The sequence below is a fragment of the Rhodohalobacter sp. genome, assembly GCF_034521535.1.
In the GTDB taxonomy this organism is placed as follows: Bacteria; Bacteroidota; Rhodothermia; order Balneolales; family Balneolaceae; genus Rhodohalobacter.
Genome location: NZ_JAXHMF010000005.1, coordinates 213,700 through 229,494 on the forward strand (window position 1 = coordinate 213,700; position 15,795 = coordinate 229,494).

Here is a 15,795-nt window from a genome sequence, read left to right on the forward strand (position 1 = left end):
TCGAAAATAGGAGTTTCTGATCTAGAAATAAAATGTAAGTCCGGCCGAGATCACATTACCGCTAAACTCTTTATCTGCGATGTCATCACTTCCCTCAAGAAACAGATATCGATAATCAATGTTGAAAGCGGCTGATTCCGAAACAGCAACATCCGCCCCAAATCCAAGGTGGTATCCGAATTTTACTTCCGCGTCATCGCCAGGATTAATGAACCCACCATTATAATCATAAAAAGTGTAGTACGCTCCCAATCCCGCCAAGCCATAGGGTGCAAAATTTCTAGCTAATGGGGCGAATACCATCAAAGACCCTGTGATAGGAATTTGTTTAACCCTTAATTCACCGCCGGTTGTGGTGTAGGTTTGTTCACCGCGGTATTCTATTGAGAATTCACCACCCAGATATTTACCTTTTGAACGAGATTGAAGTCCGATAAACATGGTTCCATCATCCGCATCTGGGGCTTTATAATATCCAAGCTTTGGGCCAAAGCCGGTTCCATTTTCGATCAAATACTCTTGTGCAAAAGCCTGTGAAAAAAGACTTATAACAGCCATTAAAGAAACAATAGTAACTATTTTTTTCATCGTAATTGGGATCAATTCGTGTTCACTATTTATAGTAAATTCAGTCAAAAATGTTCCCAATCATAATCTTACTGATTACTTATCCGATTTCTGATCAGTTCATCTACGGATAGTCTAGCACCACTCTCTTCCATCAATCGCTCTGCCCTCTGATGTGTTACGCCAAGGCCTCTCATTCTTATGAGATTTTCTTTGGTAAGTTCTTCCATGGTATAACCAAGATCCAGCATGTTACTGGTGAAAAAAGCAGTGACATTAGCATTTCTGAGATCAATGAGATCCTGAATACTTAGTTCGTAACCCAATTCTTTCATCATTCTGGCGAAAGTGCCGCTAACGTCAGCATTTTGTAGAGCTACCAGTTCATCGAGTGTAACATCAGTATAGCCGATATCTCTGATCTGTGAGGTGTAAGTAGCGGTAACCCCTTCCTCACGCAGTGCAATGAGCTGCTCGTGAGACATGGCACCATAACCCATTTCCTCCATCCGTGTTCCCATTCGGTTCAACAGATCTTCATCCGGCTGATTGAGTTCCTGCACAAATGATTCAATAGGGTTGATGTCAAAAGTTGGAAAATTGATCTTTGAGCCGGTATAAAAAACCAGTGTAGCTAGAAATGCAAACAACAAAATATAGTTGGCCACTTTTGAGCCAGATGTGTTTTCTGAAACGGGCGAACCACTCCCAAATTCGATGCTTGATTCTTCCTCAAGGTCTTCAAGGTCGTTCCTTAGGTTTTTAAACTTTGTACTCATAACATTCCTTTTTTCATGTGAGAACGTACGATTAAAGTTTAAAAAAGATACATTAGAAATTTATTTTATCATATCCAGAGAACGGGTCAACTCACCTATGGTAAATGGTTTTGAGATGAGATCAACGCAATCAGTAGCCTTAGCTCTGTCGTAGTTCACCTTGTCAGAATTTCCGGTTAGATAGATAACTGCAGTTTCGATCTTATCTTTGATCTTTATTACTGCTTCTATGCCATCGATATCTCCCTTCAACCTGATATCCATAAGGATAATGTCCGGTTTGTGTTCTTCAGCAAGTTTGATCGCATCTTCACCTGAAGCCGCTTTACCAACTAGTTCATGACCTAATTTTTTGATCATATTCTCGACAACAAGTGAAATTATCATATCATCTTCAACGATAAGAATCTTTTTGATTGGTTCTGCCAATGTATTTCCTTAAAAGCTTGTGATTAATCTTGTTTACCCTAACACTAAAGAGAAAGAAGCCGGTCAAATGTTACACTTTTATTTTTCTGACCCGAAAAAAAATTTTCTTCTTCTGAAAATCTTGTCACGAGATCTACTATAATTCCCTCTTCTATATCTACATATGCGATCCAGCCGGGAAATGTTTCATCTAATCTATAACTGATCGGAATGGCCCAGCAGGTTCTTATTTCCAGCTCTTCGCCATTATTTCTTTCGATCGGATAGTGTACTTTAGTGGGTATTTCTTGAAGGTCCTGAGGCTGCACAATATACGTTGTATCAATTCCAGTAAATGGCAAAAGATCTATTTCCATCCCTGCCATTTCTTCCTGAACATCCACATATCCGAAATTAACAAAATCAGGTATTTTAAAATTCGAATACCAGTTGCCCCATATCCGGTTCACACCCAGAGCATCTAAAAACACGGTTATTTCAGTTCCAAGAACTTCTGCTAAGTCAATGTATTGATTTTCAAAGGTCAGGCTCCATTCAATATTTGCACTGTATTCATCAGGGCGACCACAATTTATGCATCCGGGCTGAGGAGACATAGATTTCAGCCTGAGTCGATTGGTATCTTGTATACCCGTAAATTCCCGGTTTTTATATAATACTCGTTTGGCGGCACTGAGTAATGTATCAGTGTTCGTCATTTCAATACGTACAACATTCCGATTCACTCGCTCACATGGATTTTGTCCATTTACGAACAGTATCTCACTAAACCCTGTGAACCCATATTCATTCAGAGTGGAGCATAAACGCCCATTGTTGAGCTCATGATATTCCTCATTCAACGATTGAAGCTCACCAAGTTCGATCTTAGAGTAAACAGTAGGGTACTCGAGTGCATCATCGCTGATGGTAAGCATATCACAGGCAGAAATAGAAAGAAGTCCTACTGCCGCTATTAAGAATAAAATGAGTTTCTGCACGCCTTTATTACCTGTTTGATGATATACTAAAGTACCAAAATAAGGACGGTCTTACAACTACCGCGGACATCATTTCGGCAGGTGATTAATTCTAAAAGCTCCTATATTTTATCATGATCAATAAAAAGAAAGTTTGTGTATTGGGAGCCGGCATCAGCGGTTTAAGCACGGCCTCACTCCTAACTGAACTTGGATATCAGGTTCACATCATCACCAAAGACGATCCCAGAACAGTTGCTTTAAATCCTGAATTCTCAAGTCTGTTTCCTGCGGCCTCCATCATTCCCCATGCTGTTCATTCAGACGAACTCATTGAGATCTTTAGAATTAGTAAGAATCACTTTGAATCACTTTATATAGAGCAATTCCCAGGTGTCACTACAACAAAACATTATGAGCTTTTTGCACATCCAAAAGAGGTTCCTGACTATACTAGAGCAATGGATCATTTCCAGGTCCTTAACGAATTCAAAATGAGTTTATCCGGAGCATCCGGATCATACTGTAAAAAGCGGTTGGAAGATTCAAAGCCTACTTCGCAGACTGGTCACTATATTTTCCTGCCATGATCCAGAATGTGATTAAAAATATATCAGGTTTTGAGATCAGGGAATTAAAGACTGAAGACCTACCTGACCTCCCTTTCGATATCATCATTAACTGTACGGAGATCGGAAGTGTAAAATTGTTTGGGGATACTTCAGGTCAGGTCATTCACCGGGGTCACCTGATCAATATTAAAGGCGTACCTTCAGTCAAAGATGCTAAAGGTAACCTGGTTTCTTACAATTATTCTCCCGGGAAACAGGTTTACCGTAGCGAATCTGATAATGAGCAGGATGTATATTGCTACTCCCGACAGGATGGACTCGTTTTGGGAGGAAGCCGTCAAAAAGGATACATCGATGATCATGGAAAATGGAAGGGTGAAGAGAATATGAGCCCGGTTACAGAAATTGAGAAACTGAAATTACCATCACAGATCGTAACTCTTCACAAAGAGATCCTCAGGCATTCATTTGATTGCGAACTCCCTCCTATTTCGGAAATGCGTTCCAAACTAGGTTATCGTTTTACCCGTGCTACTGAAAATGGATTAAGGATGGAATCAGAAGAGATTGGCGATAAATTGGTGATTCATAATTACGGTCACGGAGGTGCCGGGGTTACACTAAGCTGGGGATGTGCTCAGAAAGTGATCGACCTCTTGCAGTTGGTTACTAAATAAAATCCATCTTTCTTTTATAGTTCAGCCAGTGGCCGCGGATCAAAAGTAAACTGCCGACCAATGTAACCCCCGCCTCACCATAGTCTCCCAGTGTGTCATTGAAAAGCCAGGCCAGAAATATGATCCCCAATCCAACAAACAAGTAACCGGATATTGATTTAAGGTCTTTTCGGTTTTTCACTGAAAGGATCACAGCTGGTGCTATAGCCAGAAAAAACACTAAGTGAGTGTATTCATGAAAGTCGTCAAGCGCCGGCCAAAGTGGGATCAGCGATACAAAAACCGGAACAAGCAGGCAGTGTATGGCACATAACCCGGAAAGTCCTATACCCAGGCGATCCCAGAAACCCTTACTATCATTTTGTTGGATGTTACTCATCAGATTTGAGCAGTAGGATTATCAAATTTTTAACAGGCCCCAAAGGTAAAAAAATTTAATAACAGCTATGAGATTTTAATCATCTAAAAAATCGATAGAGTCATTATGTATATTGGGCAAATTTTTAAAACAAAGATCACATGAAACATCTACAGATCATTACCTTTTTCATTGCAATCTCAATGCTTTCTGCCTGTTCAGGTTCTCAATCAACTAAAACCCTGTTCACAGGTTCAAATATAATCGATATTGAAACAGGTGAAATTTCTGAAGGTCAATCTATACTGATCGAAGACGGGGTTATAAGTAGTATTTTTCCGGATGGAAGCCAAAATTTATCCGGTGCTGAATCTATCTCCATGGATGGCAAATATGTGATTCCCGGTTTGTGGGACATGCATATCCACCTTCGGGGCGGAGATGATCTTATCAACTCAAACAGAGAACTTTTGCCATTGTTCATTGCCAATGGAGTAACTACAGTAAGAGATGCCGGTGGTGACCTGACCTCTTCTATCTATGACTGGAGGATCGAGATAGAATCCAACATGCTGACAGGACCATTTATCTACACAAGCGGACCAAAGATCGATGGTACTGACCCAACCTGGGAAGGATCAATTGAGGTTACTAATGCGGAGGAGATATCATCTGCTCTCGATTCACTTCAGGATCTTGGGGTTGATTACATAAAGATCTACGAAAGCAAATTATCCGGTGAAAACTACCTTGAGATCGTTCGGCAAACAGAAGAACGCGGACTGATTGTAACCGGTCACATGCCAATGGACATACTCATTGAAGATGCCATCGAAGCCGGACTGGACGGAATCGAGCACTTATACTATGTAATGAAGGGAACCTCCTTGCGAGAGGCAGAGATCACTGAAATGGTACGAAACGGAGAAATTGGCTTTTGGCAGGCTGTGGCAGAATTGAAAAGACAGCTATGACGAAGACTTAGCCCGAGATTTTTCAAACCCTGGCTGATAATGAAGTGTATGTCGTCCCTACCTTGCATATTGACGACATCCTGAGTTTTCTGCATGAGGAAGACCATACTGAAGAAGAATATCTCAATTACATCCCTGATGACCTTGAAACCACCTATCAGAGAAGACTCCGGTCAGCTCAGAACAGAAGCGAATCAGCAATTAAGTTCGAGGAAGAGCTGAATGATCTATTCAAGAAGATGACAAATGATATGCAGGAAGCCGGAGTAAAAATACTTGCCGGTTCTGATGCAGGGGCCTATAACTCATTTGTATATCCTGGCATCTCACTCCATAAAGAACTGGAACAAATGGTGAGCTCAGGTCTGACCCCGCTTGAGGCCTTACAAACATCTATTTTGAATGGAGCTGATTTCTTCAACGATTATAATGAAGTCGGATCGATCACTGCAGGTAAACAGGCTGATCTATTATTCCTGAATGCTAATCCTCTTGAGGATATCACCAATACACAAGAAATTTATTCCGTTGTGTCTGACGGAAAGGTCTTCAACAGTGAAGCTCTGCAAAATCTATTCACAGATAGTGATATTTAGATCAGGATCAATACTTTTTGGGGCTCAGAAATCTATTGACTGAGTCCCTTCTTTTCTTTCGATGCTTTGTATTCCTACCCGTTACTCGTTTGCGCCACATTTTAAAGCTTGAGCGCTTCATTTCAGATCGCATCAGTTCTATGGTCTCATCTTCGTTCAGCCCAAACTGAAACTCAATGGCGTCGAACGGAGTACGATCTTCCCATGCCATTTCAACGATCCTGCTTTTATCTGCTTTTGATAAGTTATCTGCTTTACTCATATTGAATTTTTTCTATCACTACGTTTTTTACCAGGATTTCAATCCATAAAAAAACTCCTGCCGATATTGACAGGAGCTTTTTAAATTTATTATAAGATCTATATAGCGATCATTTTCGATTACCAAATATTCTCAACATAAATATGAACATGTTTATGAAGTCTAGGTACAAGGCAAGAGCACCCATGACAGCACCTTTACTACCCTCTTCTGATTCTACATCCATTTCAAGACTCATGCGTTTTATCTTTTGTGTGTCATATGCGGTGAGTCCTACAAATACCAATACACCGATGTACGTCACCGCCCAATACAGCATCTCACTATTCAAGAAAATGTTTACGACGCTGGCAATTATGATCCCAATTAATCCCATGAAAAGAATATTTCCCAGCTCGATAGGTCCGTTTTGGTAAAATATCCATAGGCACTCATTACACCAAAAGTCCCGGCTGTGATGAAAAAGGTAGACGCAATTGATGCAGCCGTATCAGATCAGAAACAGGATCGATAAAGTGAGTCCGTTCAGTGCTGAATACAGTAGAAATAAGGTAATGGCCCGAGTTGCATTCATGCTATCAATTGCACTCGAAAGCCAGACAACCAGCCCAAGTTCAGCTATTATAATTCCAAAGAACAGGATCTGATTACTCGCAATAGTGTTTACCAATGATTCTGAGCTTGCCACTCTGAGAGCTACAAATCCGGTTATAGCCAGGGCAAGAGCCATCCATCCATACACTTTGTTTATAAAGGTGGCTTGAATCGATTTTACCTGTTCTGCTGTTAATTGCTGTGTATTCATTATTTCTTAATGATAAAAAATTAGTTTAAAATTGAGGGTGTTTGAGTAAATTACTAAACCACGACAAATTGCAAATATTGCATGGATAAAGTACTAAAATTCATCGGCGTTTGTATACTTTGTATTCTCTTAGTTACAGGTTTGGTATATTTATTTGAATGGGTCTTTTAACCAAAATTAAGATGAGGATTATATGAAAAAGAACATGGGTTCTACAGATAGAATTATTCGGTTTATACTCGCTGCAATTTTCGTGATACTCTACTTTACAGGAACCGTAACCGGAACTGTTGGAATTGTATTGCTGGTATTGGCGGGTGTATTTGTACTCACCAGCCTAATCAACTTTTGTCCACTTTATGCTCCTTTCGGATTGAGCACTTGCCAAACAGATGCTTAATCAGGCATACCAATAACAAGATTAAAAAAGGGCATACGATTAATATGCCCTTTTTCTTTTTACCTAATTACACCTTTCAGCTTCCAAACCAATAACTGAGCTTGATCAGAAATACGTTGGTTGGTTTGGCATTCATAAGATCATTTAGCTGATCACCCAGATCAAAAGCTCCAATACTTGAGTAATCCTCCCGCTGTTGCTGCCACACAAAATACAGGGTTGAACCGGGTGCATATTCCCATCTAAACACGGCGTTGCCCTGAAGGGATCGAAAATTAAAATCCGGATCTGCAATAGTGAAAGAAGAAGAACTTCCATTGCCATCGGGATCGATCGTATAAGATCCGTTCTGATCTGCTATGGTACCGATATCTTCACCATATACATTATAATTATACGTATAAGGCTCTGCCACTTCTTTGAATCTTGAGAAATCTCCCGTTGACACAAATGGTCTGAAATAGGTTTGAAGGCTCATCGTTGGACTGAAGGTCCAGTTCAGTCGTAGATTCGCACTTAAAGTGTGCTGTACGATATCTGAGAAAACATACCGATTTTCATATGTGTGAGTAGCATTCACATCACTTACCGAGGTAATATACTGATCGACATCCACCTGATGTCTGTATTCCGGGCCAAAACTTAACTGTATGAAAGTTGTTGGGCGATAGTTCACTCCTAACCAGATCGCGTTATCGTATTCCCCGGCTACTTCGCGACGAAGATTTCCGCCAAGGTTAAAGCTGATAACTTTACTCCGATCAGTGTTCATATTTGCGATCAAATTCCAGTCTTTGGGACGCTCCAAAACCGGACCACCGCGACTGATGCGATCGTAATATTGCTTGAAATTATAACCAAAGTTATAATTAAATGACCATTGATTATTGAATGACACAGATCCACCATTCATAATGCTGTTTCTGATCTGATCACCATCATAATTCCATCCTGAATCGTAACCAATAAAGAAATCATAATATCTCACATATTTTGGATCTATCTCTCGATATATCACCACTCCACCAACCCATTTAAGGTCGGCACGGGTTTGAAACCCAAGATCATTGACCTCATATCCCGGTGAAGTTTGTGAATAGGTCAAAGCAGTCCGCCAGTTATCATCACCACCCTGCTTCTTGATACTCATTTCAGTGGAAAAACCCTGTAGTGCCGTTTTTGCAGGATCGACTGAAAGAACTTCTGAACCAATTCGATCATAATATCTCACGGGTGATTGCTGTGTTCTTGCAATTGCCTCACTGCTGCCATGCACACTGCTGGCTGAAATTGCACCACTTGCTACCCAATTCTGATCAGCAAACTGATGCTCATAGTCTACGCCACCCACATATGCCGAGCTATGCATGAAATCTTCAAAATAACGCCCATCCAAAGAACGGTTAACGGCCGTGGCAAATCCACCCAGATAGGTATTCCCTTTGTTGAAATCTTTCTTGGCTCGACCAACCAGATAATTTGTAGCCGGTTCAACAGCTACAGATCTATCCGTTCCATTACCTAAGGTATAGTCTGCATTTTCCTGAAGTGTATATGCATCCATTAGGCCAATAGACCAGCCATTTTTGGGTTTTGCCACTCAGTTTAGCGGCGGTAGCAATGGTAGTTTGGTCTGGGTTGGTACTGTCATTCAGAATTCACACCTGCACGGCCTGGTGATCCCTGCGGTGAGCGTCCGATCCTTCTTGAATAAAATGGTGTGGGTGAGTTATACCTTATAAACGTCTTTGACTGACCAAATTGAAAGATATCCCTGCCCTCCAAAAAGAAAGGTCTTCGCTCTGAATAAAAGTTCTCATTTGCTGTCAGATTAATAACCGCCGGATCTGCTTCAACCTGACCAAAATCTGGATTGATAGTAGTTGACAAGGTTAAGTCAGATGTGATTCCATATTTTATATCTGCTCCCATTGTTCCCGAAAAATCATTTCGCTGGAGGTAAGGATCAGATGTTTTTTGATTTGGAATGCGGGTAAAATCAGCCGAAACAAATGGCATTACTTCCAGTCTTCTCGGTTCAGATAATTGTCTGATCCCATTTAACTCTCCGAAGTTTGAAACTAATCCGGAAGCATTCTTGGATGTTGGCCTCCAAAACATATCTTCACCACTTCTTGCTATACTCCTTTGAAAGTTGACGCCCCATTGCTGTTCTTCTGCCTTGGAATTAAACCGAAGCTGAGACAATGGGATCTTCATTTCTGCCGACCATCCGTAATCGGTAACTTGTGCTTTGGCTTCCCACACGGCATCCCACGTATCATCTTCGTTAGTATCATTGATGATCATGAAATCTCTTTGGACACCACGAGGATTGACAGCAAAAATGAACGCAGTTCGTTTGTCATTATAGCTGTCAAAACCTACTGTTACCCAGTCGCTTGTTTCGGTGCCATCTCTTCGAAACAGTGGAGCAATAATGGAATCCGGTGCAGTATCGTACGCTTTTATCCCAACATACACGTGCGAATTAGTATACAATATATTGGCTTCGGTTCTTTGTGTTGCAGGTGCTCCATCATTGGGAGATCGCTGAGTGAAAAGAGTTGCAGTATGGATATTATTCCATACATTTTCATCAACAAGACCATCCAGCTGTAAATTTGAGTCGTCCTGTAACTTGAAAGCATTAAGTGAAGGTGAAGCCGCTCTTCCTGAACGGATATTTTGCTCCTTTAATGCATCAATAACTTTGTTTTCCTGATAAGAATTCTGAGCATTTACTCCGACAGCAAAGCACAGCAATCCCAGGGTTAGACATACGAATCTCATAGTAATTTTATTTTATTTGAAAGGAGTCCTATCCCCGCAACACGTTATGTAGCTTTGTGTTACGGCTCCTCATTTAGGTTTATGACTTACACGAAGGGCAAAAGAAAAAGTTACTATTTATTTCATTTTTTTCTGATGGAGATATCTCCATGAAGGGTTTTGAATAAAAATTCAGGTCCGCCACCGTTTACCTTTCCTATAATCCATTTGTTGATGGTGATCTTGAATCCATCATCACTGTCTGACTCTGCTCTGGCACCTTCACGATCGATATCCATATCAAAGTTGGTATATACATCCCCCCATTCTGTTTTCATTTTTGCAGTGAATTTTGCATTTGCCGGAAAGGCAACTTCCATATCACCATTCACTCCGGTAAACGACATCGGGTGAGCCTGGTGTAACCGCATTGAAATCTATACTTATATCTCCATTCACAGAGTTTACGAGTACGGTCCCGCTGATATCACCAAGTTCAATGTCTCCGTTCACAGCGCTGACCTCCAATTCTCCTTCTACTCCAAATACATTCACATCACCCTGTACTGTATTTAGCTTGATGGAAAAATTACGGGGTACTAAAACCGTCATTTCAAGGTCATTAGTCGGAAATGGGCCTGTCGAAATTTCGATCTCATTATTGTCTTCGATCACTTCCAGACCCATTCCACCTCCGGATATTCGCTTCATACCATTTTTCATGGCTTCACTGTCTTCTTCACGAATACCGTCTCCGCTGTAGTTGATGATCACGTTTTGTTCATTGTGACTTCTTACAGTGATCTCATCTGAAAACATAGCATTGATGCTTAGCTTCCCCGGCTGCCCAGGATCCGTCAATGGAACCTCAATAGTATTTTGGGCACATAAAGGAACAGAAAGAACGCTTAGAATTAAAGCTGATAGTAAATTAATTTTCATACTTTTCATGGTATTATAAAATTTGATTACAGTTGTTTGATGTATGCATTTCCGTTAAGTAAACGAAGTTGCACGTTTGGCCCGCCTTGTCCGAACTGAATGGTTTCAGAACTCCCAATGCTAAACCGGTTCATCCCATCCTTTTTACTCTTCCGATCCGAACGAAAGCTTCTGTCGTCAAAATCAGTATATAGTTCACCGTGTAAACTTTTGAAGGTTACATTAGCTGAAAAACTTTTTAAGGCCAATACTTCAATGTTGCCATTAACCGTGTGAAGCTCTACATCTGCTTCAGGATTCTGATTGAACTCCGCTTTTATATTACCATTCACGGTCTCAGCGATGATCAAACCACCGGTTACGTTTCTAAGGATTACGCTCCCATTGATGTTGCTGGCATCCACACCTCGGCTCAGACCTTCAACAACCACTTCACCGGCATTTATGGTAGATATCTCCGACATCAAATAATGAGGCACTTTGATTTCAAGATTAAACTCAAATCCCTGAATTCTCTCTTCCCAATAATTTTGTCTGTTTGAACGATAACTCAGCTCGTTGTCTTCGATCTCTACTTCAAGTCCCGGATGACGTACAAATACAAACAGGTGTCCATTATTGGAGAGCTTATCCAGATAGAACTCATCGGGATCAAAACTGTGCCTGATATTTGGCTTGCCTGTTATGATCTTAGTTCCGGTTATAAGGATCTCATCACCGTTATAACCTTCCACATTCAAATCTCCATTGATATTATTAAAGTGAAATACGGTCTCGCGGGTCAGTTCAGAGGCCTCTATCCGCATTTCCACATCCTCAGTTACCCTTTCAGTCACCACATTTGACTGAGCCGATATTTCTATACTCAAGAGACAAAGGGTTAAAAGTGTCAAATACAATAATTTCATAATCTTATTCCTCACATTAATACAGCAATACTGCTTTGTAATTTCTGTTGAACGTTATAATCGAGCTCCCGCTCTTGTAATACTTTTTCAAATTCCTTTGCCGACGACCTAAGCTCAAGTTCTGTCATGGCATCCGCCAGTTCGATCAAGACTATTGGTGATTCCTGTGTTGCAATAGAGCGTACCAAGCCCTGCCTCACCCGTTCATTATCACCCCAACGTTTGAGTGCCTCAATGGTCTGTACCCGTACATTCACACTTGGGTCATTATTCAGCGTGAAAAGCAAAGCGTTGACCGCTTCCATATCCGCATTCGGTAATTCCGTACTGATATTTACTGCTTTCAGGCGATCGGTTGCAGATGAACCTTCCAGCATGTTCACCATCATTATTTCCTTCAGCGACTGCATTTCCTGACTCAACTGATCGATCTGGCTTCTATCCTGATCTAACCAGAAACCAAAAAAACCACCAATAAAAATCAACACTAAGGCATATGCCAATCCGGGCAATGAAAACGATTCTACCAAACGACTAAGTTGATCCGCCATCCATTGCTTAAGACCAATGCTATTTGAACTTTTTTCCTCCTCAAGCATCGTGTAAAAGCGTTCACTCATCTTCTCATCCGGTTTTGGAATAGAGAGATCCATGAGACCTTCGTGAATTGCCTCCACTTCTCGAAACTCCGCAAAATCGATCTTGCCTTCCGCAATAAGGACTTCCAGTTTCTTCTTGCCCTCATTATCCAGCTCGCCGGCCAGATATTCTGCTATCAGTTGTTCATATTTTTCATTCATAACTGTATTCCTTTTCGAAAGACTTAGCCAGGTCTTTCAGTTCTTTCATTGCCCTAAACATTTTCACTTTAATAGCACCTTCGGTTGTTTCCAGGATCTCAGCTATCTCCTTGTACTTAAGTCCTTCGTATCGGCTCAATATGATCACTTCTCTTTTTTCCTGATCCAGCTTATTCAGTGCCATTTCCAGGATCTCTTTCTTCTTTATTTTCTGTTGAACCGGTTTATCAGCTCCGTTCGGCATTTCGATCCGTGATTCATCGAGCTGAACCGGAATCCCATTTCTCTTATTCTTCCTATGATGATCTATGAATTGATTCCGTGCAATACTGAAAAGCCATGTCGAAAACTTACCGTCACCCGTATAGCTTTGTCTGTATTTCAAAATTCTTTCGAAAACAGACTGAACCAGATCTTCACAGGTATCCTGATCTTTACACATTCGGTAAAAATATCCGTACAGCCCCCGATGATATCGCTCAAACAATAAGCCAAGCTTATCGAGGTCGCCATTTTTTACTTTCATCATTAATGCTTTATCTGAATTTGAATTCACTTCAGATCCCGGATTTTATTGTTTTCAACCTTATACACTGATTAGATAGCAAAAGGTTACACTTTTTTTTTGATTCGTTGTTCGTTAATCGAAAATTGTTATTCGTTAGGTTGTAATTAGAACACACGAATAACGAACCCGCATTCAAAATTTCCACATTTATAATTCAACATTTCCCCATTCCCTTCTTATTTTCATTTTCTAATTTTAAATCGAATATCATCAATGAGCGATACCAAGATCTTTAGTTTTTTAGCATCTCAACTCAATTTTAGTGGCAAGCAGATCAGCACCGTTGCCAAATTCCTGGATGAAGGTGCCACGGTCCCCTTCCTGGCCCGATATCGAAAAGAAGCCACTGATGGACTGGATGAAGAACAAATTCGTGCTATACGCGACGGACTGGAAACTCAGCGTACTTTAGAAGCCCGCAAAGAGACTATCCTCAAATCCATCAAAGAACAGGAAAAGCTGACACCGGAACTGGAAAAGCAGATCTTGAATTGTACCGATCTGAAGACGTTGGAGGATATCTATCTCCCCTACAAACAAAAGCGCAAAACCCGTGGCGACAAAGCCAAGGAAAAGGGACTGGAACCGCTGGCAAAGCTTATCTGGGAGCAGGAGATCACTTCCGGGGATCCTGTTGAATATGCCAAGGAGTACATCAACTCGGAAAAAGAAGTGGAAACCGTGGAAGATGCGTTTGCCGGAGCCACCGACATTGTAGCTGAATGGATCAATGAAAACCTGGAAGTTCGGGAGATGCTGCGAAAGGTATTCACCGAGCACTCGAATATCGTCACCAAGAAGAATCCAACCGTAAAGGAGCGAACCAATTTTGAGGATTATTATGAATTTTCAGCGAAAGTAAACAAGCTGAAACCGTATCAGGTTCTGGCTATTAATCGTGGTGAGCGGGAAAATGTTTTGTTTGTTAATGTAGACTTGTGGGAAGAACGCACGCTCGAAAATATTGATGATATTGTAATTAGTAACGACCGGAGTATCTTCACTGAATACCTTCAGGATTCCGTGGAAGATGCCTACAAACGACTCCTCTTCCCTTCCCTGGAACGCGAGTTACGGAGTGAACTTACTGAGCAAGCAGACCAGCACGCCATCGAGACTTTTGCCACCAATCTTGGTAACCTACTCATGCAGCCACCTCTGGATAATAAAGTGGTGATGGGGCTTGACCCTGCCTACCGAACCGGCTGTAAAGTGGCCGTGGTTGATGAGCATGGAAAGTATCTGGAAGGGACCACCACTTATCCCACTCCTCCGCAAAAGAAAGTGGCTGAAGCCGAAGTCGTATTCGAAACGCTCATCGACAAATATGGTGTGGAATTGATCGCCATCGGAAACGGAACAGCAAGTCGCGAGACCGAACAAATTGTAGCCGAGTTCCTGCAAAAACGAAAAAAGAAGCATCCTGATGAAGAACTTCATTATATGATCGTGAATGAGGCCGGTGCATCGGTGTATTCTGCTTCGACTGTTGCACGTGAGGAATTTCCGGAACTGGATGCTGCTCAGCGTGGTAACATTTCCATCGCGCGACGTGTGCAGGATCCACTGGCTGAACTGGTGAAGATCGACCCGAAATCCATAGGTGTAGGACTATATCAACATGATGTAAATCAAAACCAACTATCCGGTAAACTGGATGACGTGGTTGAAAGTTGTGTGAATGAGGTTGGCGTAAATTTAAATACGGCATCCGCCCCACTCCTGTCGCATATATCCGGATTGAGTAAACGGGTGGCTACCAATATCGTGAAGCACCGCGAGAAACAAGGCATTTTCGTCGACCGTGAGCAAATACGTGATATCGACGGCGTAGGCGATTTTCGTTTCCAACAGGCCGCCGGATTCATGCGTATACCCGAATCCAAGAATCCATTGGACAATACCGCCATTCACCCGGAAAGTTATGAGGCAGCTGAAAAGCTGTGTAATCTGTTTGGCATCAACCTTGAGAACATTGCTGAAGAAAAGGACAAGATCGCCGGCAAGTTTAAAGGTGTGAACCTGGAGGAAACCGCTGAGCAGATTGGCGTGGGTGTTCCAACACTTGAACTCATCATTGAGAACCTACAAAAGCCCGGGCGTGATCCCAGAGAGAACTTACCGAAACCATTACTCCGTACAGATGTCATGAAGATGGAAGACCTGAAGGAAGGTCAGCAGCTGGAAGGTACTGTCAGAAACGTAGTGGATTTCGGCGCTTTTGTGGATATCGGTGTGAAGCAGGATGGATTGCTGCACATATCCAATATGGCAGAAAATAAAAAGATCGAAGATCCCCACGATGTTGTTAGTGTGGGCGATATTATTAGCGTGGAGATCATTACCTTGGATCTGGAACGCGGGCGGATTGGGTTGAGGTTGATTTAATTTGACAGCCATTCCTGAAACCGCCAACCGGCGGTTCAG

The 15,795-nt window shown here is 41.6% G+C and carries 19 protein-coding genes and 1 pseudogene; 6 read left to right on the plus strand and 14 right to left on the minus strand.

Features of this window, described 5'->3' with window-relative positions; genetic code table 11:
• Nucleotides 1–21: 21 nt before the first annotated feature.
• The 4 genes from U5K35_RS07910 to U5K35_RS07925 form a co-directional block, all read right to left on the minus strand.
• On the minus strand, nucleotides 22–588 hold the full coding sequence (locus U5K35_RS07910) for an outer membrane protein (RefSeq protein ID WP_322570916.1): 567 nt from the start codon (nucleotides 586–588) through the stop codon (nucleotides 22–24).
• Between the two features lie 68 nt (nucleotides 589–656).
• Nucleotides 657–1,346: a hypothetical protein gene (locus U5K35_RS07915; protein ID WP_322570917.1), complete on the minus strand. Its 690-nt coding sequence runs from the start codon at nucleotides 1,344–1,346 to the stop codon at nucleotides 657–659.
• A 60-nt stretch (nucleotides 1,347–1,406) separates the two neighbouring features.
• Nucleotides 1,407–1,775, minus strand: a complete 369-nt coding sequence (locus tag U5K35_RS07920) for a response regulator (RefSeq protein ID WP_322570918.1) — start codon at nucleotides 1,773–1,775, stop codon at nucleotides 1,407–1,409.
• A 44-nt stretch (nucleotides 1,776–1,819) separates the two neighbouring features.
• Complete coding sequence (locus U5K35_RS07925; RefSeq protein WP_322570919.1) at nucleotides 1,820–2,755, minus strand: hypothetical protein; 936 nt, start codon at nucleotides 2,753–2,755, stop codon at nucleotides 1,820–1,822.
• A gap of 113 nt (nucleotides 2,756–2,868) precedes the next feature.
• Between U5K35_RS07925 and U5K35_RS07930 the strand changes: the two genes are divergently transcribed.
• Nucleotides 2,869–3,324, plus strand: a complete 456-nt coding sequence (locus U5K35_RS07930) for an NAD(P)-binding protein (protein WP_322570920.1) — start codon at nucleotides 2,869–2,871, stop codon at nucleotides 3,322–3,324.
• 8 nt (nucleotides 3,325–3,332) lie between these two features.
• Entirely contained in the window at nucleotides 3,333–3,983 is a 651-nt protein-coding gene (locus tag U5K35_RS07935) for an FAD-dependent oxidoreductase (protein WP_322570921.1), read from the plus strand.
• Here the strand turns inward: U5K35_RS07935 and U5K35_RS07940 are convergent.
• On the minus strand, nucleotides 3,976–4,362 hold the full coding sequence (locus U5K35_RS07940) for a MerC domain-containing protein (RefSeq protein ID WP_322570922.1): 387 nt from the start codon (nucleotides 4,360–4,362) through the stop codon (nucleotides 3,976–3,978). The two genes, U5K35_RS07935 and U5K35_RS07940, sit on opposite strands and share 8 nt — an antisense overlap.
• Nucleotides 4,363–4,502: 140 nt before the next feature.
• Between U5K35_RS07940 and U5K35_RS07945 the strand changes: the two genes are divergently transcribed.
• Nucleotides 4,503–5,315, plus strand: a complete 813-nt coding sequence (locus U5K35_RS07945; protein WP_322570923.1) for an amidohydrolase family protein — start codon at nucleotides 4,503–4,505, stop codon at nucleotides 5,313–5,315.
• Nucleotides 5,316–5,377: 62 nt separating this feature from the next.
• A complete protein-coding gene (locus U5K35_RS07950) occupies nucleotides 5,378–5,911 on the plus strand; it encodes an amidohydrolase family protein (protein ID WP_322570924.1) in 534 nt (177 codons plus the stop codon).
• Nucleotides 5,912–5,918: 7 nt separating this feature from the next.
• Here U5K35_RS07950 and U5K35_RS07955 read toward each other — a convergent pair whose 3' ends face one another.
• Together U5K35_RS07955 and U5K35_RS07960 are read right to left on the minus strand one after the other, a co-directional pair.
• Nucleotides 5,919–6,173, minus strand: coding sequence for a TIGR03643 family protein (locus U5K35_RS07955; protein WP_322570925.1), 255 nt, complete (start codon nucleotides 6,171–6,173; stop codon nucleotides 5,919–5,921).
• Nucleotides 6,174–6,282: 109 nt separating this feature from the next.
• Nucleotides 6,283–6,978: pseudogene (locus U5K35_RS07960) on the minus strand (Bax inhibitor-1/YccA family protein).
• Nucleotides 6,979–7,171: 193 nt separating this feature from the next.
• Here U5K35_RS07960 and U5K35_RS07965 point away from each other — a divergent pair.
• The gene (locus U5K35_RS07965) at nucleotides 7,172–7,378 is read left to right on the plus strand and encodes a DUF2892 domain-containing protein (RefSeq protein ID WP_322570926.1); all 207 of its coding nucleotides are present in this window, start codon (nucleotides 7,172–7,174) and stop codon (nucleotides 7,376–7,378) included.
• Nucleotides 7,379–7,454: 76 nt separating this feature from the next.
• On the opposite strand, the gene U5K35_RS07970 is transcribed toward U5K35_RS07965, so the two are convergent.
• From U5K35_RS07970 to U5K35_RS08000, 7 genes are all read right to left on the minus strand, one after another.
• Nucleotides 7,455–8,978: a DUF5916 domain-containing protein gene (locus tag U5K35_RS07970; RefSeq protein WP_322570927.1), complete on the minus strand. Its 1,524-nt coding sequence runs from the start codon at nucleotides 8,976–8,978 to the stop codon at nucleotides 7,455–7,457.
• 47 nt (nucleotides 8,979–9,025) lie between these two features.
• On the minus strand, nucleotides 9,026–10,171 hold the full coding sequence (locus U5K35_RS07975; protein WP_322570928.1) for a carbohydrate binding family 9 domain-containing protein: 1,146 nt from the start codon (nucleotides 10,169–10,171) through the stop codon (nucleotides 9,026–9,028).
• 122 nt (nucleotides 10,172–10,293) lie between these two features.
• Complete coding sequence (locus tag U5K35_RS07980; RefSeq protein ID WP_322570929.1) at nucleotides 10,294–10,557, minus strand: hypothetical protein; 264 nt, start codon at nucleotides 10,555–10,557, stop codon at nucleotides 10,294–10,296.
• A complete protein-coding gene (locus tag U5K35_RS07985; RefSeq protein ID WP_322570930.1) occupies nucleotides 10,532–10,969 on the minus strand; it encodes a hypothetical protein in 438 nt (145 codons plus the stop codon). Before U5K35_RS07985 ends, U5K35_RS07980 begins: the two co-directional genes overlap by 26 nt.
• A 149-nt stretch (nucleotides 10,970–11,118) precedes the next feature.
• Nucleotides 11,119–11,961: a DUF4097 family beta strand repeat-containing protein gene (locus U5K35_RS07990; protein ID WP_322570931.1), complete on the minus strand. Its 843-nt coding sequence runs from the start codon at nucleotides 11,959–11,961 to the stop codon at nucleotides 11,119–11,121.
• A 50-nt stretch (nucleotides 11,962–12,011) separates the two neighbouring features.
• Nucleotides 12,012–12,800, minus strand: coding sequence for a hypothetical protein (locus tag U5K35_RS07995; protein WP_322570932.1), 789 nt, complete (start codon nucleotides 12,798–12,800; stop codon nucleotides 12,012–12,014).
• The gene (locus tag U5K35_RS08000; RefSeq protein WP_322570933.1) at nucleotides 12,793–13,329 is read right to left on the minus strand and encodes an RNA polymerase sigma factor; all 537 of its coding nucleotides are present in this window, start codon (nucleotides 13,327–13,329) and stop codon (nucleotides 12,793–12,795) included. Before U5K35_RS08000 ends, U5K35_RS07995 begins: the two co-directional genes overlap by 8 nt.
• 252 nt (nucleotides 13,330–13,581) lie before the next feature.
• On the opposite strand from U5K35_RS08000, the gene U5K35_RS08005 reads away from it, so the two are divergent.
• On the plus strand, nucleotides 13,582–15,756 hold the full coding sequence (locus U5K35_RS08005) for a Tex family protein (protein WP_322570934.1): 2,175 nt from the start codon (nucleotides 13,582–13,584) through the stop codon (nucleotides 15,754–15,756).
• The last annotated feature ends 39 nt before the right edge of the window (nucleotides 15,757–15,795 follow it).

What these genes read in the sequence shown, in the direction of transcription:
- U5K35_RS07910 (WP_322570916.1), bottom strand. Translation starts at nt 588, where the DNA reads ATGAAAAAAATAGTTACTATTGTTTCTTTAATGGCTGTTATAAGTCTT.
- U5K35_RS07915 (WP_322570917.1), bottom strand. Translation starts at nt 1,346, where the DNA reads ATGAGTACAAAGTTTAAAAACCTAAGGAACGACCTTGAAGACCTTGAG.
- U5K35_RS07930 (WP_322570920.1), top strand. Translation starts at nt 2,869, where the DNA reads ATGATCAATAAAAAGAAAGTTTGTGTATTGGGAGCCGGCATCAGCGGT.
- U5K35_RS07940 (WP_322570922.1), bottom strand. Translation starts at nt 4,362, where the DNA reads ATGAGTAACATCCAACAAAATGATAGTAAGGGTTTCTGGGATCGCCTG.
- U5K35_RS07945 (WP_322570923.1), top strand. Translation starts at nt 4,503, where the DNA reads ATGAAACATCTACAGATCATTACCTTTTTCATTGCAATCTCAATGCTT.
- U5K35_RS07955 (WP_322570925.1), bottom strand. Translation starts at nt 6,173, where the DNA reads ATGAGTAAAGCAGATAACTTATCAAAAGCAGATAAAAGCAGGATCGTT.
- U5K35_RS07965 (WP_322570926.1), top strand. Translation starts at nt 7,172, where the DNA reads ATGAAAAAGAACATGGGTTCTACAGATAGAATTATTCGGTTTATACTC.
- U5K35_RS07975 (WP_322570928.1), bottom strand. Translation starts at nt 10,171, where the DNA reads ATGAGATTCGTATGTCTAACCCTGGGATTGCTGTGCTTTGCTGTCGGA.
- U5K35_RS07980 (WP_322570929.1), bottom strand. Translation starts at nt 10,557, where the DNA reads ATGTCGTTTACCGGAGTGAATGGTGATATGGAAGTTGCCTTTCCGGCA.
- U5K35_RS07985 (WP_322570930.1), bottom strand. Translation starts at nt 10,969, where the DNA reads ATGTTTTCAGATGAGATCACTGTAAGAAGTCACAATGAACAAAACGTG.
- U5K35_RS07995 (WP_322570932.1), bottom strand. Translation starts at nt 12,800, where the DNA reads ATGAATGAAAAATATGAACAACTGATAGCAGAATATCTGGCCGGCGAG.
- U5K35_RS08000 (WP_322570933.1), bottom strand. Translation starts at nt 13,329, where the DNA reads ATGATGAAAGTAAAAAATGGCGACCTCGATAAGCTTGGCTTATTGTTT.
- U5K35_RS08005 (WP_322570934.1), top strand. Translation starts at nt 13,582, where the DNA reads ATGAGCGATACCAAGATCTTTAGTTTTTTAGCATCTCAACTCAATTTT.